Below are 22,270 nucleotides of genomic sequence, written 5' to 3' on the forward strand. Positions count from 1 at the left end.
ATTATTTTATCTCGAACTCATTAACGCCTTTAATACTGGGATTATTTGGCTTCTAATTGCCACCGGGTTATTTCAAGGTATTTATTTTCCCTAGCAGCCGCATACAGTGCCGGGGATCTATCCATTGCTTACTCAATTGCATGTGCCTCTCCTTTAATTATTGTTTGCTGCTCTGCTTGGCTTGGCTCAACAAGACAGTATTTCAGTGCAAGCCGTGTTAGGGATTATATTAATTGTGCTGGGTTGCCTGCTAATTCCCATGACAACCTTTGTTGTCTGCAAATTAGCTAATTATTTAAACCGTACCACACTAGCACAGCAAGGAGACCCATTTACAACAAAAGAGTGTCGTCAATTTGAGTGCTTCCCTTTCTTTAACGATGCAATTCGCTTAAGAAAGTTAGATGAACGAGGTAAAGCTGAAGAGCTTAATTTACCACTATTAAAAGAGTGGCTGGTGTGGTTAGAGAAAACAATAGCCTATACCAATTAATATTAGTTTGTGCACTCCCCCCAAGAAGCGCTATATAACCAACTTTCTTCAAATCACCCTGCATTGTTCTCTAAATGCAGATTTCCTTAAATACAGGTTTCTTAAGTGCATAATTCCGTAAATTGACCTACATATGACTACAATTTTTACAAAACTGTGACATTTAATAAATAGAATTATGCGATAGTTTTCTATTTTGTGGAAATTTATATGAATAGGCTTTTTTGCATTGTTGCTCTCATTATTTTTTTAACAGCATGTTCAGAAGATACCGATCCCAGTCAGAGCTATAGCAGTATTGAAAAAGCTGACTCATTCGCAAAACAAAATAAAACGATTGACTTCAAAAGATATACAGTAAACTCTAAATATCAGGGAGCAAAACCCAAGATAAACTTTTCTAGCAAAGTAGCAAAAAAATACAAAACTGTTATTTCGAAAGTATTTGAAAAATCTACAGTTGATTTTGCTGGGTATTATAGTCTGCTTTATTTAGGATGTGGGTCACCTTGTCAGCAAAGTGTGTGTTATTGTTGACTGGAGAACTGGACTTGTTTACGAAGGACCTTCTGCTGCAACAGGATTTGACTATAAAACAAACAGCAATCTACTAATAGTTAACCCACCTGGCAGCAGTGAAGTAGGCTCAGCGCATTACTGGGATCCTGAGTTTTATATATGGAATGAAGATCAAAAAAAATTTGTTAAGAAATAAGGAAGATACCATTGAGCTACTTCAAGAATAAACCTCATACTTACCAATATCAGCTTAACTTATTGGCCATACCTCAAAGCATGTCTAACAGTCACATTATATATTTTAATCAAGCGACATTTTGATAATTATATGCTAACTGGGGAAAGTTATGATATCAACAAAATTTTAAGTTCTACCATAATTAGAACAACTATTACTGACTCTAAAAGAGGTAAGCAAATAATATGAATTATAAAAATTATCCTAGAAGGCATTACCTTCAATATCCAACGCCTATTGAACATCTTCCCCAATTGAGTAACTATTTGGGCTGTGGTGTTGAAATTTTTGTCAAAAGAGATGACCTGCTACCTGGTGCAGCAGGAGGAAATAAAACCCGTAAGTTGGAGTTTTTAGTTGCAGATGCTTTAAAAGAAGGTGCTGATACACTGATTACTTGTGGTTCCATGCAGTCTAACCATTGTCGTCTTACTGCATCTTGGGCAGTAAAGGAAGGACTTGACTGTCACTTAATACTTAAAAGTGGATCAGAAAGTAGTTACAAAGAGGATAATACTAGTGGTAATTATTTTTTGAACAAACTCTTAGGTGCAAAAATAGGTGATATCGTTCATGCTAATTCTGATTTGGATAGCCTAATGATAGATAAAGCTGATCTACTTAAACAGGAGGGAAAGCGCCCATATATCATCCCTATCGGTGGCTCTAATTCTATTGGTACCATCGGGTATGTGGCTTGTGCTGAAGAAACAATCGCTCAACTTAGAGCCATGAAACTAGATATTAATCATATTGTTATACCATCAGGCTCTGCCGGTACTCAAGCAGGTATTATTGCTGGTATGACTCATATAAATGATAACATCCAGGTTCATGGTATCAATGTTAGTCGCAAAAAAATTGAACAAGAAAATCTTGTGCTTAATTTAGCAAATGAAACTGCAGGTAAATTAGGGTATTCAGATAAAATTCCAAAAGACTTCGTAACCTGCTACGACGAGTATGTTGGGGAAGGATATGCAATCCCAACAAAGGAAATGATAGAAACTGTAAAACTATTTGCAAGGTTAGAGGGCCTTCTACTTGACCCTGTATATTCTGGAAAGGCAGCTGCTGGTATGCTTGACTTAATAAAGCAAGGAAAGTTTAAAAAAGGATCAAAAATTTTATTTTTTCATACAGGTGGAGTTCCAGCCTTATACTCATATATGAATTGCTGGAAGTGAAGAAAAATATTTACCAAATACTTGATAAATATTTATTATAGCTTACCCAGGTAAACAGCTTTAGATTATATAAAAATAGCTACTAGATCTCATCGCTCGGTGACCTCGCCCTTGTGCCCTAGTGGTCCATGCGTAAAGTTGGGTAACAGTCTTCAAAGCCATTTATTTTCTGGTAAGGCGCTTTTTTGCAGGCATAGTGGGTGTAACACAGCTAGAAGATAAATGGAGAAGAAGTTGTTACCTTATTTTGCGCATGGCCCATTAGGGGTATAAATAATCCTTCGCATTGAGTATACTATTCTCAGTCAGGGATGAGTATAACTTCTGCTAACTATTTTTATATTATAATTTTAAGAATTATTTTTTCGTTTATCTTTCAAACTTTCTTGATATTGCTTATTTAACGTTTTAGCTTTGAATTTAATTTCTCTACTCTTAGAGCAGTTACCCACTAGCCTCCATGTTTTTGGAACCAAGTCAAAAGGGTCATCTTGAGGAACTTCAAAGCAATTCCCATTGATACGAACTCTCTTTGAGCCTCCAGTATTATTATATTCAAAGTATTTATTTTTCTCTTTAAGTTGTTTGTTTTTGAGATATTCTTTTCGATCGCTTTTTTCTTTACGAACCACTTCCAGTGTATCTCTTAATTCTTTAGAGAATACAGTGAAATCTTCTCGAAGAAGCTCATTTTGACTTTCCACTGTTTGGTCTAATTGAACTGCCTGATCTAAGATGTCCTCGTAAACAATAGGGCGAGGTTGAGCCTGTCGTTTATTTTCATCCTTTGTAGACTTAACGATAATTTGATTTTTGTTTTCTAATGGTGATTTTTTCATTTCAGGCAATGAAGGCGTTTGCTCTTCATGCTTTATTTTCTGAGCCTGCTGCTTATTTTTTAAGTTAAGATCAGAAGACTGCAAAGCTTTGATTTCTTGCTTTTCATTAATACTATTTTCCGTATAAGATTGCTCGATTTCTTTTTTGGATTGCTGTTTATCTAAAAAATCTGAATGCGTAGTTATAATATCAATAGTTAAATTCTTACTGAAACTATCTTGTATCCTACTTGATTCAAAAAGCAAGTCTGCCTTAACTAAAAGAGTGAAAATTACGATGTGAAGAAAGATAGATAAAAATATACCAATGAAAAGCGTTTGTCTAGAAAGACCATTAATTGAGCCTAGCTGATAATCATTAAGCTCAATATTATTTTGTAACGCTTCTGCCGATTGCGATTCACGCTTATTGTTAAATTGCCTCTGATAGCTCACTTATTTCTAACCTAGCTTCAGCACCTTAGTTGATATTATTTAACTCAGTCGATATTATAATATTTTTCCTTAAACTAACTAGAAGGTCTAATATGACTAAATTGATTTTAAGCTCATTTATCTTCACAGTAATTAGCACCGGTATAGTACAAGCAGAGCCAATAAACCCCAAACAAATTAAATTAGCACATGATAAAGTTGTAGTCGTTTCAGAACCTAAATATGAGCCAAGATCAATTGGAAGTTTTAGTTTAATGCTATATAAAATCTATGATTCTAAGTATCCATATGACAACTTTGTTTCTGGTGCAGTAAGCGAGAGAGATGGTAGCGTTATTAAGCTGTTATTGAAAGACTTAGATAAAGATAAATCAGAGGAACTAATAGTTTTTACCCAGTCTGCAGGCTCAGGCAGCTATATCTCAGCATATGCATTCAAAGTTCAAAATGACCGCATTACTTCATACCTCAGTATTAATGGTGAAACATCTTCAATAAACACAACTCTTAAGTCGCTTCTTAAAAAAGCTAATAAGTTATGAAAATTGCAGGACATTGCATAGCTTTAAATTAAAGATATTTTGAGCTAATTGATTCCCACAGACCAGAGCCAAGTTCTCTAACCATGGACTGAATAAAGCTCTGGTTAATTGTGGGGTCATGAGAGTCATCTTTATTAAGTAATCTTATATATTGATCTAAGTTTTTACCCTCTTCATTAAGTGCTATATCTAGTTCTTGCCAAAGTGCAGCTCCTTTCAGGTAAAAAAGAGGATAGAAACTCATATCATGCTGCTCGGATACCATTCTATTTGCATGGTACAATCCTGAACTTGCATGAGAAATAGCTGATTTTCTTTTTAACCATTCTTGAATAGGATCTCTAGTTTCGATATTAGAAAGTGTGAGAGTTTTAAAAGCGTAGTATTCCGCCAAGCTTTCATTTATCCAAGTAGGTAAAGTGTACTTAGATAATACATGCACTGTTTCATGCGCTGATACCCTCAATAGCCATGGCAACGTTCTATCTGTTAACCTACCATTATCCACCAGATAGTTAGTAATATAGGCATTTGCTCCAGCAGCCCCACTCAAGTGATTATATTTTTGATCAATAGCAATCCATACCAATGACCAAGTAATCTGCTGCTTGTCAGACAAAAAAACAGCGCTTAAATAACTATATTGCTTTTCCAGCTCTTCCTTAATACTAGGTATTTTAGAGTAAAGTAGCTCTTTATCGGAGAAAATATTTATTTTGAAATTATGAATTTTGATCACTCCAGTTTTTTTACCCCATACCATAAATACTGGGGGGCCACTATTACCAGAGATATTTTCTGGTAGTTTATTACAATTATTTTTTGTAACACAAACATATATAGAATGATTACCAGAAATTCTTGGTAAACTGTCCTGCTCGTGCAAAACCCACCAGCCAATAGGAGAATAAATATTTTGTAGGCTAGATGCTTCGAAGTTGGTATGACTCAGCTTCTTAAATTTTATATTCCAATGTATAGATTTGCACTGTATAGGAACTCCAAACTGTATGGATATATTTTTACCTTTTCCTGCTTGGCAAATAACATTCAATTTTGTATGACTTGTAGACAAGTTTGAAGCTTGAGGAGGCTCAATTACAAAGTTTCCTAGAGTCAAAACGTCTGCAGATACCTTTGCAATCGTAGGATTTTCTTTTTCAACGTTGACACGATAGGTAATATCACTACTCGCGATGCAGACTACGCTCTCTAATAAAAAGATAATTGCAGTAAATCCTATGACAGATTTTTTCATTATACTCCTAACAAAATTGTAAGTGGTACCATATATCCAATAGCTAAAAGCCATCATTATGTAACACCTATAGTATTAACGCATTCAAGCTTTTCCTCGCTTAAGTGATTGTCACTGTTTTTTTAATTCCACTTAATTATAAACAGACTCATCTCTCCTAGAATTGATTATAAGCAACCCGCTACCTTGAATGTCTTAAAGCCCAATAGAAAGGAGCCATAGCTATCTATATCCTCACAACTACCCGCACTCTAAAATGGAACGAACCTTCATTAATATATACTTACTTGTATTGCCAGACTCTCCTGCCTACTAAGAAGGGCACACTAGTTGACAGTGAGTATAATATTTTACATAATTGAAAAATCAAGTGTTATTTTAATTTTATCAGTTTTTGTATTAATTAATCATAAGCAAAGTGTATGGATAAGATTGCAGCTATCTCCAAACGATGTCGGATATTTTGTACCCTTCTTTATGGCGTTGTTCTTATAGGCGCTGTAGGGATGTGGGTGTTTATGACCCCAGAACTTGCCTTAATGTTTGGGGCTGATGTAAAACAGGTGATTATCACGCCTGCGACCAAGATACTTGGAGTGGCTATTACTGTTATCCCATTGAGCGTTATCTTGTATGGGTTGTATCTTCTAATTAATTTGTTTAAAAATTACGAAAAAGGTCAAGTTTTTACATTATTAAATGCTATTATCTTGCGCAGAATTGGTCTCTTATCTTATATATGGGTCATCTGCGAAGTTATATACTCAACTTTATTGGTTTTAGTTTTAACATTTCAAAATCCACCTGGAGAAAAGATTCTTCAAATTACTTTATTACCTAGTAGCATTATTCCATTAGTATTTGGAAGTATTATTATTTCCATTTCTTGGGTGCTGGTTGAAGCACAAAAAGTAGCAGAAGATCATGCATTAATCCCCTAGGCAATATGTGAGTTAGTATAGAATGGACACAGAAGTCATTATAAGACTTGATGTCATGTTAGCAAAAAGAAAAATGCGCTTAAAAAAGCTTGCTGAATTAACGGGATTATCTGAGCAAAATTTATCACTAATCAAAACAGGCAAGGCAAAAGGAATACGCTTTTCAACTTTATTCCTAATATGCAAACACCTGAATTGCCAGCCAGGTGATTTATTAGAATGTAACTTTGAAGACGATTATTCCTGATAAATATACTGAGTTTTCTAGTAAACAGAGTAAATCATTATTTATACTATGTTTGATTTTTATAAAAGCTAATAAGTACTCACAGATCCTAGTCAATACTTACTTGAGCTAACATATTCATCTTTCATCATGATCAAGTGAAAGATTTGTTTAAAATTTTGAAAAGCGATTAGGTGACTTTATGAATATTTTACTCCTAGAAGATGATGAGTTATTAAGTAAAAGATTAAATGAATTGTTTTACAAGAATAAATACCACTGTAATAAATGCTATACATTAGACTCTGTTGATAACAGCTGGACTAACGCTGATATCGCAATATTAAGTCTAGATTTGCTAGGTGATAGCTATTTTTCTCAAATCGCTTGTTTGCTTACATTAAAAGCCATTCCTATTATTATACTATCTCATAGCGATGAGACTGAACATCGTATTAATAGCTTTCGTGCTGGCGCAAGAGGTTTTTTAGTCAAGCCCGTCTATACTCAAGAGATTATAGCTATCGCACAAATGTTACTTCGTCCTATTGGAGAAAGTGAAATTATCTATAAAGACCTGAAAATAAACCTATCCAATAATGTAGCATACTATAAAAATGAACAGGTTTGTTTATCTAGAAAAGAGATTAAGTTACTAGCATTTTTAGCTTCTCACCCAAGCCGACTTTGTAATAGAGATGAGATTCTAAAACAAGTCTGGGGATATAATTCATTACCTTCAACAAGAACCGTAGATAATCATATATTAAGCATACGAAAAAAAGTGCCTGAGTTAAAAATTAACACAGTAAGAGGGGTAGGATATCAATTAGAGATCAGTGAATAAGATTCATTTTATAATAAATATAATGCTCGCTGCTAAGTGTTTACTTTCTCTTGGCAAAAGTACTGCTACCTAGCTTTACGCATATACCACTAATTAACATCAATGATCCCACCATAAACCGAGCCTCTAAAGTCATCGTACACTTTCAAGTTATCAGTGGCTAACTTAGCTAAAAGCTGTTATAAGATAACAGGCGTATTATAACAACACATACAATATATACAATCAAAAAAATAATAAACACTCATTCAAATAATAAATTAACGTAAACTAAAGTAAACCTTATGATTAATACACTATCTGAACCTCACATTAACCGAATAGACCAAAGTATATTCACCAGCAGCCACTCACAAACTGCTGTTAGTAATATCACACAATATGACTCTCTGCCTGGGAGTGATTTGAGTGTTGCTGCCTGGAGCCCAGAAGTTGCTAAATTACCTGAGACTGAAGGAGGTTTTTCTGAACGCTTTAATATGATACATCAGGCATTCGAGCAAACAGCAACCGATGTATTTATTGCCCCTGAATATTATTGGAATCAACATGGTAATACACTTACAGCGTTTACTACTGACCAAAAAAATCAACTGTTAGACCAATTAAAAGAATTAAGTGCAACTCAGCCAGATAGATTGATTATACCAGGTAGTATTGTTTGGCACGATAATGAAAATCAAGGAATAGTACATAATTCAGCTTTTGTATTTTTAAATGGTGAGCAACTACAAAATCAAGATGGCCAAGACCGGTACGATAAGCTTGACCTTGATTATGAAGATAGAACATTTCCCTCCTTAAACTGGGGCGGCGGTACTCAAGCAGGGTTTGATATTAGCTTTAATGGTAAAAACGTACGCATAGAAATATGCAGTGATAATGGCATTAGTGATGACCACAAGCCTTCTTTATCTACTGAAATTGATCTAAATCTGGTACTTTCGAGCAAAATTGGCTCACCTCACCAAAATACCAAAGTTGGTGGATCAACAGTCGTCTGTGATGGAGAAGGTTGGTCAAATCAATATGAAAAAGCGCCTCCACGTCGACAACCTGAAAACCTAATGGCACAGTTTAGCGACTACCTTCCTGAAGAGTTAAGAGGTAAATTCATACCCAGATTTCGTCACCAGGAAATACTGATGAAGCACGTACCAGAATACATTCTTCGTGAGCATAAGCCAGAATGGTTTTCAGCTCCGGCAAATACCCTGCGAGTTTAATTAATCGCTGAAGTATAGCCAAAGAGAAGGGTATAGAAGAGCATTTTAACGACTTACAGAGTTAGCTTTCGATATAAACGAAACTAACTCTGCTTAAGTACTCTTATTTTTTTGCTATTACGAGTTTATGATCTGCTAATAGTTCTACATTATCCAATCCGAATATTTCAGCAACTTCACCCATATAATTCTCAGCTGGTTGATTACTTTGAAAACAGCCATCAGTATAACTGCCTTGGCCTGTTTCATTTCCGGCCCATACTTTAAATAATGCTTGACCACCAGGATTTAATACTGAATAGGCTAATAATATATGTTCTTTTCTTGCTTCTAAGTTATCAATTACATTTAATACACTATTAGAGGTGACTGTATCTACTGGACTACTTTCAACTTCCGCCAAAACCTGTTCATTTTGGTATACTGGCCTCATATAGGGGTCATAGACTGCATTTTCAATGAAGTGATCTGCTAAATAACGAGTTCCATCGTCAAACTCACCGCCCCCAATATCCAAGTTTTTTGTATATGGCTTTAATAAACCTAACTCCAAGAGGTCTTTAAAAGCGCCTAGACCTTCCGTTGTATCCACCTGCTTTTGTCCATTTACTTCTATCTGGCTAAATCCCTGTACATTCGTAGTATTCCAACTATATTGACTGACTCCTGGCATAGCTCCCTCAGAAAATATTTAATTACTCAATATCAAAAATCACAGATATAACTTCAACAATTATACAATACATGATGTATTTAAAATATAGCAATATCACCCAAAGTAAAAAGCATAGACTAGTACCTTCCAGTGAGAAAATATCTTTGACAACTATCAAGCACTCAGCTATGCATTGATTATACCTTATAATGAGGGCACTACCAGATGCCAGCTATATCCATAAAACGACTTATGCTGATAATTGGGCTGCTATTTTGGCTACCACCAGGCGTTGCATTAGAGTGCTTCACTCTCTCGCCAAGTAAGCAGGAGAGCAACAACGCTTTCATGCCAATTACATCATCCATACTGTCAGCAGCTGAACAGAAAAAAGTCAAATTGTTGTTTGAAAACCTTGAAGGCAACTGGCGAGGTACTGCTAAAGGCTACCGTTGCCTTGGTACCAGCAAGTCACCTAAAATAGATAAATCTAATTACAAGGTAGACTTTAGAGTTAGCGAGTTTTCTCAGGGGGACTTAGAAATTAACTCATCGTTAGATGATCAAACTAAGGGGGAATCTATACAAGAATATATTAGGCTGTACAGTAGTAAAGATTATTTACGCATTGAAACCAATAACAAAGCAGGTGATGTAGAAATTAATAAACTCTCCTCAACTGCTGTCGAATTTGTCCAAAAAATAAGAATACAAGGCTTAAGAAAAGAAACCATCAGGCGTTTTGCTATCCATGGCTCTCATCTGACAGTGGATTATGAGTTTTACAGCCAGGATGTATTAGCTAGAAAAATTATATACCAACTAAAAAAATAACTACGCTCTTCACGAATGATTTTAACCAGCCATCCATGGCTGCTACTCCTCACATTGCTTGCAACTGTTGCTCATCCTGGGCCTGTTTAGCCTGGACTACCGCGTTATAACAAGCCTGTAAAGATGCCAGCACACTGTCTTGCTGAATAGCTACTCCATAGCCATTTTCACCATCACATTTAATCGCGATATAAGCAGCGGCATCGGCTTTACTGCCAGCACCCATCGCATGTTCTTGGTAATCACTGATTTCATAGTGAGCACTATCATGCGCCATTAAGGCATTTAAAAAAGCCTCTAACGGGCCATTCCCAATACCCACGATAGTTGTTACCCCATGGGGTGTTTCAATGGTAGCATCTAAACGCTGCTTGTCGTGTTGTTGGTGGATATCATAATTCAGTATTTTGCCGGCACTATGGATAAAGGTTTCAGTAAATACACTATAAATTTCGTCTACAGAAATTTCTTTACCAACCCCTTCGGCTCTTTTTTGCACGACTTTACTTAAGGCAATTTGCATCCAACGAGGCAGCTTCAAACCGTAAATTTGCTCAAGTACAAATGCAACACCACCTTTACCAGATTGGCTATTAATTCTAACTACTTCTTGATAACTTCTGCCCACATCGGTTGGATCAATAGGTAAGTAGGCTACATCCCAGTGGTCGCTTTCATGTTGGACTTGCAAGCACTTATTAATAGCATCCTGATGGCTACCTGAAAACGCGGTATAAACCAACTCACCCACATAAGGATGGCGGGGATGAACCGGCAGTTGGGTGCAATCTTGAATGGTTTGCACAATTTTACTTACCCCACTTAAATCCAGAGTTGGATCAATACCCTGGCTGTATAAATTCATGGCCATGGTGACAATATCCATATTGCCAGTACGCTCACCATTACCTAATAAGGTACCCTCCACTCGTTGTGCACCGGCTAATATGGCTAATTCAGCAGCCGCTACCGCACAGCCACGGTCATTATGAGTATGCACACTTAAGATGACCGAATCACGATAAGCGAAGTTCTCGTGCATATATTCTATTTGATCGGCAAACACATTAGGTGTGGTCATTTCCACCGTGGAAGGTAAATTAATAATGGCTGGCTGTTCTGGAGTTGGCTGCCATACCGCTAACACGGCATTACAAATTTCTACTGCAAATTCCGGCTCTGTTGCACTGAAACTTTCAGGTGAATACTGGAAGGTCCAATTCGTTTCTGGGTAATCAGCTGCTAACGCCTTAACGGTTGTTGCGCCATTAACAGCAATGTCTACAATACCTTGTTTGTCTAGTTTAAAGACTTTTTCTCGTTGAGTGGGCGATGTCGAATTATATAAATGAACGACCGCTTGTTTAACGCCTTTTAACGCTTCATACGTTCTTTCAATCAGATCATGTCTGGCTTGGGTTAACACCTGAATCGTTACATCATCAGGAATTTTATTTTGCTCAATCAGGTTTCTAACAAAATCAAAATCTGTCTGGCTGGCTGCAGGGAAACCCACTTCAATTTCTTTAAAGCCCACTTCAACCAATAAACTGAATAGCCGGTCTTTTTGGTCAACTGTCATCGGATCGATCAGTGCCTGATTACCATCCCGAAGATCAACAGAACACCACTTTGGGCTATGCTCAATTGTTGCATTTGGCCAGCGTCTGTCAGTTTTATTGATGGGATGATAGGGGCGATATTTTTTGTGATCGAATGCCATGACTATAAACCAATTGATTACCCTAATTAATAATGCGACCCATCTCAGAAAATAAAGGCCGCATAGTTTTAGAGCTAAATCACTATAAAATGAAATATTTAAAATGTATCAGTTTCATGGTGGCTTAGCTCTACACTTTTTTGCTTTTAGTTTGCTTACGTATCTTTTCCCTTTTGGGGCATCTAACTAAGCTTGTCTACCTTTTGGGCTGACTGGGGTCACCTTGTGGGTGGTTAGGTTAGCCATGGGTTGGCTTCACCTCTCGACGAGGACTAGTATAAACCACTTGCAAGGGTGAATGATTGCAAATATCCTTCATAAAAGCATACTCAAGCAATAGTTAGCTAATAATCATCATATTATTAGCACATATAACCTTTTAAGGACCAGGTATTAGCATGACTTTATCATTAGACCGTACTGATAAACGTATCTTGGAAGCCATGCAACAGGATGGGCGAATCAGTAATCTAGAGCTAGCAGAGCAAGTGGGGCTATCCCCCTCCCCCTGCTCACGGCGGGTCAAACAGCTGGAAGAGTCCGGGGTGATCAAAAAGCATGTCACTCTATTAGATGCTGAAAAGCTCGACTTAAAGCTGATCGCGCTTATTCAAATTTCCATGGATCGCCACACACCTGATCGCTTCAAACAGTTCGAAGAAAGCATTCGGGAACTACCAGAGATATTAGAGTGTTTACTCATTACCGGCCAAGCTGCCGATTATCAGTTAAAAGTCATTGTGCCTGATATGAACTACTATCAATCATTTCTGTTGGGCAAACTCACTCGAATCAAAGGAGTGACAGGCGTCCACTCAAGTTTCGTTCTACAACAGGTGGTTAATAAAACGGCTCTGCCGCTAAATCACTTAAAGTAACAGCCCCTACAAGTTACTCCCTAAAACCGTTATGCTGTCTAGTAAATAGGGTATATGATACGGAGCAAGCAAATGGTAAGGAAACCAATCACTGCTGCTATTATCAAGGTAGTTTTAGCACTTTCGGTTAGCATAGCTTTTCTACAAACATCTTTCGCACAAACACCACCTGATGTGTTAATTGTCGGGCAGATTGCTGAGCCTAAATCGATGGATCCCCACACAGCAACTGCCCTAAATGACTTTCGTATTTTAATGAACCTCTATGATGGCCTGGTTCGCTATAAAGATGGGACTTTGCAGGTAGAGCCCGCTTTGGCCAAATCCTGGCAAATCAGTAAAGATGGCAAAACTTATACCTTTCAACTCCGAAAAGGAGTGAAATTTCATGATGGCTCAGCTTTAACAGCAGAGGCAGTAAAATTTAATTTCGATCGAATATTAGATGAAAACCATCCTTACCATAAAACCGGGCCATTTCCTTTGGCTTTCTTTTTTAGTGCTGTAGATAAAGTTACTGTCAAAAATAGCCATACTATTGAATTTAAATTAAAAGAGCCTTATGCCCCTTTTCTTTCTAACTTAGCTTACCCAACTGGATTAATTGTATCGCCAGCAGCAGTAAAGCAGCATGGCAAAACTTTTGGTCGTCATCCCTCTGGCACAGGTGCTTTTCGTTTTGTTGAATGGAAAAGTAATGCCAAAGTGGTGGTTGAGCGTAATCCCAATTACTGGAGTGATCCTCCCAAATTAAAAGCTGTTATTTACCGCCCTATTACCGATGCAAACACCCGAGTAGCAGAAATGCTCGCCGGTGGTATTGATATGATGGTAGAAGTGCCACCTGATAATGTCAGCACCTTTGCCAAACAAAACAATTATCAGATTTATGAACAAATCGGGCCTCACTTGTGGTTTTTAATTTTAAACCTTAAAGAAGGCCCACTTGCTAATAAGCAATTACGTCAAGCAGTGAACTACGCCATTAATAAAAAAGCATTAGTTGATAATGTATTACAAGGGACTGCGACTGTTGCAACGGGCCCTATCCCCCCAGCATTTTCCTGGGCCTATAACAATAATTTACAGCCCTATGCTTATAATCCTGAAAAAGCTCGTGAATTAATTAAAAGTGCAGGTTATCAAGGCGAAAAGCTAACCTTTTATGTAACAGAAGGCGGCTCCGGTATGCTTAATCCTGTGGCCATGGGAGCCGCTATTCAAGCGGATTTAACTAAAGTCGGCTTAAAGGTGAATATTGAAACTTACGAGTGGAATACTTTTCTAGGCAAAGTAAATCCTGGTTTAGCAGGAAAAGCTGATATGGCGGAAATGGCCTGGATGACCAATGATCCAGACACCCTTCCCTATTTAACCTTGCGTACTGCTGCCTGGCCAGATAAAGGAGGCTTTAACTCAGGTTATTATTCTAACCCTAAAGTAGACCAATTATTGGAGCAAGCTCGCCGCATTACCAACCAAACGGAGCGAGGCAAACTTTATAAAGAAATGCAGACTATTGTGTTAGAGGATGCCCCTTGGGCCTTTATTGCTAACTGGAAACAAAATGCTGTCGCCAACAAACGAGTAAAAGGATTCAAACTACAACCTTCGTTTTTTTTATTATTAAAGAATGTTACTAAGAAATAAATATAAAGTGACAGAGTATTCTGAATACCACTACTGAAAACAAAGGGAATAGCACTATGACACAACCCAGTTTCCCCCTTTGAAAAAGGGGGATTGAGGGGGATTTTTATATACAAATAAGGAAAAGGCGGTCTATAACCCTAGTTCATTTAAATCCCCCCTAGCCCCCCTTTATTAAAGGGGGGAAGTAGCTTTTGCGATACCCACCTCAGGGGAGAAGGGACTTGATTTAAAGTACCTTTGCGACAGTCTCAGAGGGAAAGGGGGCTAAAAACAGCTTTGAGATATCTTCAAAGAGAAGGAGTTCAAAATAAACTAAAACCATTATGACATATTACATTATTAAACGCTTACTCGCCATTATCCCTATTTTATTTGGCTTAACCCTAATTGTTTTTTTAGTGATGGCTTTAATACCCGGCGACCCAGCCACTGCAATTTTAGGTGCGTACGCTACCCCCGAAAATGTAGCTCGCCTGAATAAACAATTAGGGCTAGATAAAACACTTGTCGAACAATATATCATTTGGTTGAGTAATTTATTGCAGGGGGACTTGGGCCGCTCTTACAGTCTTAATCGACCCGTGGTTGACGAAATAATGGAACGCTTTCAAGCTACTTTGGTATTAGCAGGCATGGCATTAATATTGTGTAGTGTAATGGGGTTGCTGGCCGGTATTGTATCTGCAGTCAGACAATTTAGCTGGGTTGATAAAACGATTACTTTTTTTGTATTAATCGGAATTTCCATCCCCTCGTTTTGGCTGGGCTTATTATTAATTATGTTGTTTGCAGTCAAGTGGCAATTACTGCCAGCCAGTGGCATGTATGCCATTTATGGTGGTGGTGACTGGTTAGATTTGCTCAAACATTTAATACTGCCTGCTATTACTCTAGCCTTAGTGGCCACCAGTGTGATTGCTCGATTAACCCGCAGTGCCATGCTAGAAGTACTACGCCAGGATTATATTCGTACTGCTCGTGCGAAAGGATTAACTGAACGTCAGGTGATTTATCGACACGCTTGTAAAACTGCTTTAGTCAGCATAATTCCTGTTATCGGTATTCAAGCCGGCTTTGTGTTAGGTGGTGCTGTTTATATAGAAACGGTTTTTCAGTGGCCAGGCATCGGTAGAATGCTAGTGAATGCCATTTCGATGCGGGATATCCTGTTAGTACAAGGTGGTGTTTTAATAGTTGCTGTCTCTTATGTCATCTTCAATTTACTTGCTGATATTCTTCAGCACTATTTAGACCCCCGGCTCACTTCATGAATAATCAAGTGCCAGCAAATAAAACCGCTCGGCCATCAGCTTGGCAGTTATTTATCAACAATCGTCTCGCCTTAATTGGATTTGTTATTTTTTTAACTTTGTTATTCCTGGCACTCGCAGCCCCATTATTGCCCTTAGCGCCCCCAGATGAAACAGCTTTAACCCTACGCTTACTGACTCCTTTTTCATCAGAGGCTTTATTAGGCACCGACCACTTAGGCCGGGATTTATTGTCACGCCTGATTTGGGGCACTCAAGTCAGCTTAATGGTTGGTGTTTCTGCCACCTTAATTGCAGCTATCATTGGTTCCACTATTGGTTTATTAACAGGTTATTTTGGAGGCCGTACAGATAATTTACTGATGCGGGGCATTGATATGTTGATGGCATTTCCCTATATCTTACTTGCCCTTGCCATTGTTGCAGCCTTAGGGCCAGGATTAATGAATGCACTCTATGCCATCGCTATTGTCAATATCCCTTTTTTTGCCCGGAATATTCGTGGAGTAACCTTGGGATTATCTCAACAGGCTTTTATTGATGCTGCACGACTTTCAGGAAAAAATGACAGTCTAATTCTACTATCGGAAATACTGCCCAATGTGCTTCCCACCATTGTCATTACTATGACCACCACCATTGGCTGGATGATTTTAGAAACTGCCGGGCTTAGCTTTTTAGGGTTAGGCGCTCAGCCTCCCCAGGCTGATTTGGGCTCTATGCTAGGTGAAGGCCGCAAGCTGTTATTTACCGCCCCTCATGTTTCTATTATTCCCGGATTAATGATTTTTGCTTTAGTAATGAGCATTAATTTAATGGGTGATGGCGTACGAGACTTGCTAGACCCCCGCTTAAAATCTGGCGTCATGGGTCGGCCTGCAGCAGCCACTTTAGTTAATCATAAAAACACAGCCTCTAAGCAATTAATCGCTAGTCATATTAATGGCCCGAAAAATGGACTACAAGTAGCCAATTTACATACAGAGTTTCACCAGGGTAAAAGCATTTATCAAGCCGTAAATGGGGTAAGCTTTACTATTCAACCTGGCGAGTGCCTAGGCATTATAGGTGAATCAGGTTCAGGCAAGTCGGTGACAGCAATGTCTATTTCACGATTAGCTCCTTCCCCGCCCGGACAAATTGTCAATGGCCAGGTCTGGCTTGATGATCAAGAATTGCTGTCATTACCGTTAAGTCAACTACAGCATGTTCGGGGAAATAAAGTGTCTTATGTATTTCAAGACCCACTTTCCGCCCTACACCCTCTATTTAGAGTAGGGGAGCAGATGATTGAGACCATTCGCGCCCATCAACCAGTTTCTTATCAAGAGGCTAGAAAAACAGCTATAAACTGGCTGAAACAAGTGCAAATTCCCAACCCCGAACTACGGATGAAAAGTTACCCTCATCAACTATCTGGTGGTATGCGCCAGCGAGTAGTCATTGCAATGGCATTGGTTAATAATGCCAACCTATTAGTTGCCGATGAGCCAACAACAGCTTTGGATGTCACGATACAAGCCCAAGTATTAAAGTTATTACGACAGCATCAACAACAAACGAAAGTTGCCTTATTATTTATTACTCATGATTTTGGTCTGGTTTCCGCTATGTGTGATCAGGTAGCTGTCATGTATGCAGGGCATATAGTTGAAACAGGGCCAGCCCACACCCTTTTAACTCAACCTGCTCACCCCTACACGCAAAAGTTGATTAGTTGTGTGCCAAGATTAGGTAAGAATAACCAACAACTAGAGACTATTGAAGGATTACCTCCTCCAATGAACCAATTACCAACAGGCTGTCATTTTGCTGATCGTTGCCCTTATGTAGAAGACAGTTGCCGACAACAAGCCATTCACTTCACCAATTTGACTGATGGACAGTCTGTGCGGTGTATTAAACCACTTCAACATACCCTTCATTAATAATTGCTAGCTCATGGAAGAAAATATTTTACAAGCACAACAGTTAGTCCGCCATTTTGGTGGAGGTAAAACATTGCTGGGTAAGCAACTACCAACAGTACATGCTATTCGTGGTATTAATCTACAAGTTTACAAAGGTGAAACTCTGGGGATCGTTGGAGAATCTGGTTGTGGTAAATCTACTCTGGCAAAAATGTTAGTGGGCTTGGACAAACCTTCTGAAGGCAATATTTTTCTCAATAAGTACGATCTCATTTCGCTTACAAAAAAAGATCCACGACGATTATTCCGTCAGGTTCAGTATGTATTTCAAGACCCGGTTAGTGCCCTAAACCCCCGAAAAACAATTGGTGACATTTTATCCTCACCTATGACGCACTTATTAGGAATGACGAAATCAAAAAGGGAGGAGCAATTAAAAGCACTGATGAATGACATTAGCCTGCCCACTGAATTTTTAGAGCGTTACCCTCACGAACTGTCTGGTGGCCAAGCCCAACGTGTAGGTATTGCCCGAGCCTTGACAGTTAAGCCCAGTCTGTTAATTCTCGATGAACCGGTGTCAGCTTTAGATGTATCTGTGCAAGCACAAATACTTAATTTGTTAGCAAACTTAAAAAGCCGTTATCAGCTCACCTATGTATTTATCAGTCATGACTTATCAGTAGTGGAAACGATCAGTGATCGAGTAATCGTGATGTATTTTGGTAGGGTAGTAGAACAGGGACCAGCACAAGCCCTATTTAGCACTCCCAGCCATCATTACACCAAGTTATTATTGGATTCCGTACCCATACCTGGTAAACCCTTAATTGTAGAAGACGCTAACTGCACAGAATTACCAGATCCATTTAACCCGCCACCTGGTTGTGCCTTTGCTCCTCGGTGTCCTAACGCAACCGAACACTGCCGAAAAGTGATGCCAGAATTGCAGCAAATGAACCAAACCAATCACCAAGCAGCCTGTCATTTTCCGCTGACAGAAATAAAGTAATCACTTTTTTCTAGATACTAAGAACTATTCAATTATTCAAACACTCAACTATTCAATTATTCAAACACTCAACTATTCAATAAATCAACCAAATAACCTTTAAATTATTTATTGGTGTTTTTCATAGGTAAGCTATAACCTCAAGATTGCAAAAAAGGTTATATATACCCTTCACCAATGATTTCTAGGTTTTGTTATCTTCATTGCTAGTGTGAATGCAGTTAAAGCATGGAGCATTTAACAGTCACCACAATCACCTATTATTTATAGGCTCATGGGGGCAAGTCTACTACTGTAAGACTTACGGTAGCTACTTTAATTGATATAAAAATGCTAATGGAACTCATCACTCGATGGCCGCACCTAAAAACCAATTCATATTGGGTATAAGAAATAATAAGTCTAATCTAATACTTTTATCTCATACAAAAACTGTATAACAAACTCACATAAAAACAATATGCAATTATTTTCATCATATAAACAACAACTCCAAGTAATGTTTTATTTTAAATTTCGCAGTCCATTGAAAAAAATTTGACTTATAGATAACGTATTCTGTATCAGAAAATAAACTAAGACACAATGGAGCCATTAATGAATAAAAATATCTTTTTTGGTTTATCACTACCTTTGTTATTTATAGAGCCTGTGCTGGCAGCAGGTAATGCTGTTGATATTGAAGGTAATGCGATAACAATCAATACTCGATCTCTACACCAGGAACAATCTACCGGAAAAATTTACGGGCTAGATGGACGTGTTTATGTCCTTACAGGTACTTATAAAAGCTTTGATAAATTTGGTAACACTATTTATAAGAAGTGTTCTGAAGCAAAACTGTTTACAGATCCAACTGTCGTACCTGATGCCCCTCCTGGTTCTTTAGCAGGCCCAGAATGTAAAATTCAACAGATTGAAGGCCTTTTATTCGATTCAGATGAACAACCTTCGGCTAATGCCAAAAAAAAAGTAACCACCCTTGATAGAGACTTAGCTATTACATCGTGTAAAAGATTTGCTGGTTATGCGCCGCCAATGGTGTGGAGCCCACAAACGAGTATAATGGGCCATATAGGTTCAGCAAGATTTAAAATCGATATAAAAACCTTAGGAGATACATTAGTTCACTCCTTGGTTAGATATTGGGGAACTAGCGAACGTTGGCAAGAAACCCAATTTAATGGTTCAATTTCTATTCGTACTGGTAATGCCGCTGCAAGTGTATACATGAAGTATAAAGGGGTTCCTTTAGGTTCTGCTGTTGAAGGAAAAATTTGTTAATCTAGCATATATACTCAAAGCTTAAAGATTGTTTTCGAAAAGTATAACACTAAAAGGATTTTTGAAGTGAAAATAGTATCAATACTTACTGCCTCAGTATTACTCATGGCAAACCATGCCATGAGTGAAATAAACAATATCGAAATTGACAACGAAAAAATTCCACCAGCATGGCAAATCGCTAAACCAAAGGATAGATCAGCAGAACCAATATTGTTTGACAGTCCTATTACTGCCACCCATTCAACTAAAGAGATGGGTTTAAAGGAGGTTGAGCCATATCTAAATAGCAAACAAGAGGGAGTGTATGCTTCTATGAAGTATGTAGCATCAATGACGCCTGAAGAATTAAAGCGCTTTGCCAGTAATGTAAATATTACGGAACGCTCTGCAATTGCATTTTACGAAAAATCAGTAAAAACACTTTCTAACGCAGAGAAAACATCCATCGAATATTATAAAATATTTTGTAAAAAACTGTTAAACCACACATTTAACGCCCCAGTACAAAGATATGAAATTGAAGATTTCATAATGGCTCGTGATAAGTCTGAATCAATAATGTTTGAAGTAATTGCAAAAGGAATTGATTCATATAAGGCTGCTTATCCTCAGGATTACAATATTATGTTTAAGGATATCAGTGGCAACTTCAGTTACATAGAACATAATGATGACGCTGTTAGCCCAAATCATTGGGTCAAATATTATAAAAATGACTGTAATTTGATTAAATAGGAGTTAACCAAGTGAATAAATTCGTTTTTATCCTACTATCAGTTTTTTTCATGTTTACCAAACATGCTTATGCAACCCACCAAGGTTGTAGTGTTACTCCTGATCGTAAAGGGTTTTGTATAACACAACTTTACCCAAATGAAATGAGTAAAATATCGAATGTTAGCGTTGCATTCGTTGAGAGAAAAGGTGACCACTATAACTATGGGGGTACAAACCATATCATCAGAAGATCTCTTGCAAGGCAAGAGTACAAGCTACCTAGACCAGTGCAACGGCATTCCATTAAGGGCAATCATTGTTTTAAATACAGCAATGGCAGTAGTAGCTGCTTAAAGTCACAATATACAGGCGGTCTATAAGATAGTTGGAAAAACAAAAGTGTCCCCTCGCCCCCACTGTAAGGATGTGGAGCCAGAAAAAATTAAGCGACACACAGTTACTAAGGGGACACTATTGATCATATTATTAGTCAGTTCATCCTTTTTTACCTTCACCACGACCTGTCACCAACTTATGACATAATCCTGCCTATTCGATCACTTTTCTTGAAAAAAAACTATATAACCAATTACCGTCTTGATGCATTTGGATATACTGAGCAGTTTTTGATCTACCCTTAAGCTCTTCATCTAGTCGTAAGGAGGTAAAATGGAGTCTGCATTAAATTGGGTGAATGAAAACTCAGATATTTTAATTGAGTATGCGGTACAGATCACACTAGCTTTTGTCGTCTTATTTATTGGCATTCGAGTTGCTAAATTGTGTGGCAAGCTGACTGAAAAAGCTTTTAATAGTCGTAAGGTTGATAAAGCTGTAGGCTCTTTTGTATCAAGTATTGTCTATGCCATTGTTCTTGCTGCAACAGTCTTAATGGCTCTTTCGCAAGTAGGGATTGAAACCACCTCTTTTATTGCCATTCTAGGTGCTGCCGGTCTTGCCGTTGGTTTAGCTCTACAAGGTTCATTATCTAATTTTGCTTCGGGTGTTTTGATTATCCTTTTACGTCCATTTAGGTCTGGAGACTATATTGAGGCTGGTGGCCAGTCGGGCACTGTTACTAAAATAGAAATATTTTCAACGGAGCTGCGTACCCCTGATAATAAAGTCATAATAATGCCTAACTCATCAGTTATGTCTGATGCTATTGTTAATTATTCTAGAGAGAAAACCCGCCGTATTGATTTAGTGATCGGTGTAGGGTACGAGGCTAACCTTAAGGAAGCCAAGCAAGTGCTTTCTTCAATACTTGATGCTGATATACGGGTACTTAAAGATCCAGGCTATACAGTAGCTGTCTTGGAACTGGCGGACTCTAGCGTTAATTTTGCTGTTCGCCCATGGGTTAATACAGTAGATTACTGGCCAACTTATTTTGACTTAGTAGAAAAAATTAAGCTCGCCTTGGATGATGCAAATATTTCTATTCCTTTTCCACAAATGGATATACACCTTCATAAAGATAAATAACCAATCAATATGATTGAACTGTCTACTCGCGGTGGGTGTGTAGGTACTAAAAATAGTTATACTACTGCATGCTTGCCGAGGAGACACAAAC

22 protein-coding genes are annotated in these 22,270 nt (G+C 38.0%); 18 read left to right on the forward strand and 4 right to left on the reverse strand.

Translation table 11 applies throughout. The features are described 5' to 3' along the window. Positions 1 to 181: 181 nt before the first annotated feature. The 3 genes from ORQ98_RS18765 (at position 182) to cuyA (ending at position 2,437) form a co-directional block, all read left to right on the forward strand. On the forward strand, positions 182 to 493 hold the full coding sequence (locus ORQ98_RS18765; protein WP_274690346.1) for a hypothetical protein: 312 nt from the start codon (positions 182 to 184) through the stop codon (positions 491 to 493). A gap of 210 nt (positions 494 to 703) precedes the next feature. After that, entirely contained in the window at positions 704 to 1,030 is a 327-nt protein-coding gene (locus ORQ98_RS18770) for a hypothetical protein (protein WP_274690347.1), read from the forward strand. A 405-nt stretch (positions 1,031 to 1,435) separates the two neighbouring features. After that, positions 1,436 to 2,437: a D-cysteate sulfo-lyase gene (gene cuyA / locus ORQ98_RS18775; RefSeq protein WP_274690348.1), complete on the forward strand. Its 1,002-nt coding sequence runs from the start codon at positions 1,436 to 1,438 to the stop codon at positions 2,435 to 2,437. Positions 2,438 to 2,787: 350 nt separating this feature from the next. Here the strand turns inward: cuyA and ORQ98_RS18780 are convergent, their stop codons facing one another. Next, entirely contained in the window at positions 2,788 to 3,711 is a 924-nt protein-coding gene (locus ORQ98_RS18780; protein WP_274690349.1) for a hypothetical protein, read from the reverse strand. 92 nt (positions 3,712 to 3,803) lie between these two features. On the opposite strand from ORQ98_RS18780, the gene ORQ98_RS18785 reads away from it, so the two are divergent. Further along, a complete protein-coding gene (locus ORQ98_RS18785) occupies positions 3,804 to 4,253 on the forward strand; it encodes a PliI family lysozyme inhibitor of I-type lysozyme (protein WP_274690350.1) in 450 nt (149 codons plus the stop codon). Positions 4,254 to 4,281: 28 nt separating this feature from the next. Here the strand turns inward: ORQ98_RS18785 and ORQ98_RS18790 are convergent, their stop codons facing one another. Beyond that, positions 4,282 to 5,511 (reverse strand): hypothetical protein, encoded by a 1,230-nt coding sequence (locus tag ORQ98_RS18790; protein ID WP_274690351.1) that lies wholly within the window; start codon positions 5,509 to 5,511, stop codon positions 4,282 to 4,284. A gap of 422 nt (positions 5,512 to 5,933) precedes the next feature. On the opposite strand from ORQ98_RS18790, the gene ORQ98_RS18795 reads away from it, so the two are divergent. From ORQ98_RS18795 to ORQ98_RS18810, 4 genes are all read left to right on the forward strand, one after another. Beyond that, entirely contained in the window at positions 5,934 to 6,452 is a 519-nt protein-coding gene (locus tag ORQ98_RS18795) for a DUF2975 domain-containing protein (protein ID WP_274690352.1), read from the forward strand. 22 nt (positions 6,453 to 6,474) lie between these two features. Next, a complete protein-coding gene (locus ORQ98_RS18800; protein ID WP_274690353.1) occupies positions 6,475 to 6,699 on the forward strand; it encodes a helix-turn-helix domain-containing protein in 225 nt (74 codons plus the stop codon). Between the two features lie 181 nt (positions 6,700 to 6,880). Beyond that, a complete protein-coding gene (locus ORQ98_RS18805) occupies positions 6,881 to 7,525 on the forward strand; it encodes a response regulator transcription factor (protein WP_274690354.1) in 645 nt (214 codons plus the stop codon). Positions 7,526 to 7,809: 284 nt separating this feature from the next. Beyond that, entirely contained in the window at positions 7,810 to 8,751 is a 942-nt protein-coding gene (locus ORQ98_RS18810) for a carbon-nitrogen hydrolase family protein (protein WP_274690355.1), read from the forward strand. A gap of 103 nt (positions 8,752 to 8,854) precedes the next feature. Here the strand turns inward: ORQ98_RS18810 and ORQ98_RS18815 are convergent, their stop codons facing one another. Next, positions 8,855 to 9,424 carry a hypothetical protein gene (locus ORQ98_RS18815; protein ID WP_274690356.1) on the reverse strand — a complete coding sequence of 190 codons (570 nt, stop codon included), beginning with the start codon at positions 9,422 to 9,424 and terminating at the stop codon, positions 8,855 to 8,857. A gap of 207 nt (positions 9,425 to 9,631) precedes the next feature. Here ORQ98_RS18815 and ORQ98_RS18820 point away from each other — a divergent pair, with 207 nt between their 5' ends. Beyond that, the gene (locus ORQ98_RS18820) at positions 9,632 to 10,240 is read left to right on the forward strand and encodes a hypothetical protein (protein WP_274690357.1); all 609 of its coding nucleotides are present in this window, start codon (positions 9,632 to 9,634) and stop codon (positions 10,238 to 10,240) included. 49 nt (positions 10,241 to 10,289) lie between these two features. Here the strand turns inward: ORQ98_RS18820 and leuA are convergent, their stop codons facing one another. After that, a complete protein-coding gene (gene leuA, locus ORQ98_RS18825) occupies positions 10,290 to 11,963 on the reverse strand; it encodes a 2-isopropylmalate synthase (RefSeq protein ID WP_274690358.1) in 1,674 nt (557 codons plus the stop codon). 398 nt (positions 11,964 to 12,361) lie between these two features. Here leuA and ORQ98_RS18830 point away from each other — a divergent pair, with 398 nt between their 5' ends. The 9 genes from ORQ98_RS18830 (at position 12,362) to ORQ98_RS18870 (ending at position 22,179) form a co-directional block, all read left to right on the forward strand. Then, positions 12,362 to 12,841: an Lrp/AsnC family transcriptional regulator gene (locus ORQ98_RS18830; protein ID WP_180571312.1), complete on the forward strand. Its 480-nt coding sequence runs from the start codon at positions 12,362 to 12,364 to the stop codon at positions 12,839 to 12,841. 72 nt (positions 12,842 to 12,913) lie between these two features. After that, on the forward strand, positions 12,914 to 14,491 hold the full coding sequence (locus ORQ98_RS18835; RefSeq protein WP_274690359.1) for an ABC transporter substrate-binding protein: 1,578 nt from the start codon (positions 12,914 to 12,916) through the stop codon (positions 14,489 to 14,491). A gap of 326 nt (positions 14,492 to 14,817) precedes the next feature. After that, positions 14,818 to 15,765, forward strand: a complete 948-nt coding sequence (locus tag ORQ98_RS18840) for an ABC transporter permease (protein WP_274690360.1) — start codon at positions 14,818 to 14,820, stop codon at positions 15,763 to 15,765. Then, positions 15,762 to 17,693, forward strand: coding sequence for a dipeptide/oligopeptide/nickel ABC transporter permease/ATP-binding protein (locus ORQ98_RS18845; RefSeq protein ID WP_274690361.1), 1,932 nt, complete (start codon positions 15,762 to 15,764; stop codon positions 17,691 to 17,693). The genes ORQ98_RS18840 and ORQ98_RS18845 overlap by 4 nt, the downstream gene beginning before the upstream one ends. Positions 17,694 to 17,706: 13 nt before the next feature. Beyond that, on the forward strand, positions 17,707 to 18,687 hold the full coding sequence (locus ORQ98_RS18850; protein ID WP_274690362.1) for an ABC transporter ATP-binding protein: 981 nt from the start codon (positions 17,707 to 17,709) through the stop codon (positions 18,685 to 18,687). A 597-nt stretch (positions 18,688 to 19,284) separates the two neighbouring features. Beyond that, entirely contained in the window at positions 19,285 to 19,971 is a 687-nt protein-coding gene (locus ORQ98_RS18855) for a hypothetical protein (RefSeq protein ID WP_274690363.1), read from the forward strand. Positions 19,972 to 20,037: 66 nt separating this feature from the next. Further along, positions 20,038 to 20,709 carry a hypothetical protein gene (locus ORQ98_RS18860; RefSeq protein ID WP_274690364.1) on the forward strand — a complete coding sequence of 224 codons (672 nt, stop codon included), beginning with the start codon at positions 20,038 to 20,040 and terminating at the stop codon, positions 20,707 to 20,709. Between the two features lie 189 nt (positions 20,710 to 20,898). Further along, positions 20,899 to 21,045 (forward strand): hypothetical protein, encoded by a 147-nt coding sequence (locus tag ORQ98_RS18865; RefSeq protein WP_274690365.1) that lies wholly within the window; start codon positions 20,899 to 20,901, stop codon positions 21,043 to 21,045. Between the two features lie 315 nt (positions 21,046 to 21,360). Next, the gene (locus tag ORQ98_RS18870) at positions 21,361 to 22,179 is read left to right on the forward strand and encodes a mechanosensitive ion channel family protein (protein WP_274690366.1); all 819 of its coding nucleotides are present in this window, start codon (positions 21,361 to 21,363) and stop codon (positions 22,177 to 22,179) included. Positions 22,180 to 22,270 lie beyond the last annotated feature (91 nt).

It is taken from the genome of Spartinivicinus poritis, assembly GCF_028858535.1.
In the GTDB taxonomy this organism is placed as follows: Bacteria; Pseudomonadota; Gammaproteobacteria; order Pseudomonadales; family Zooshikellaceae; genus Spartinivicinus; species Spartinivicinus poritis.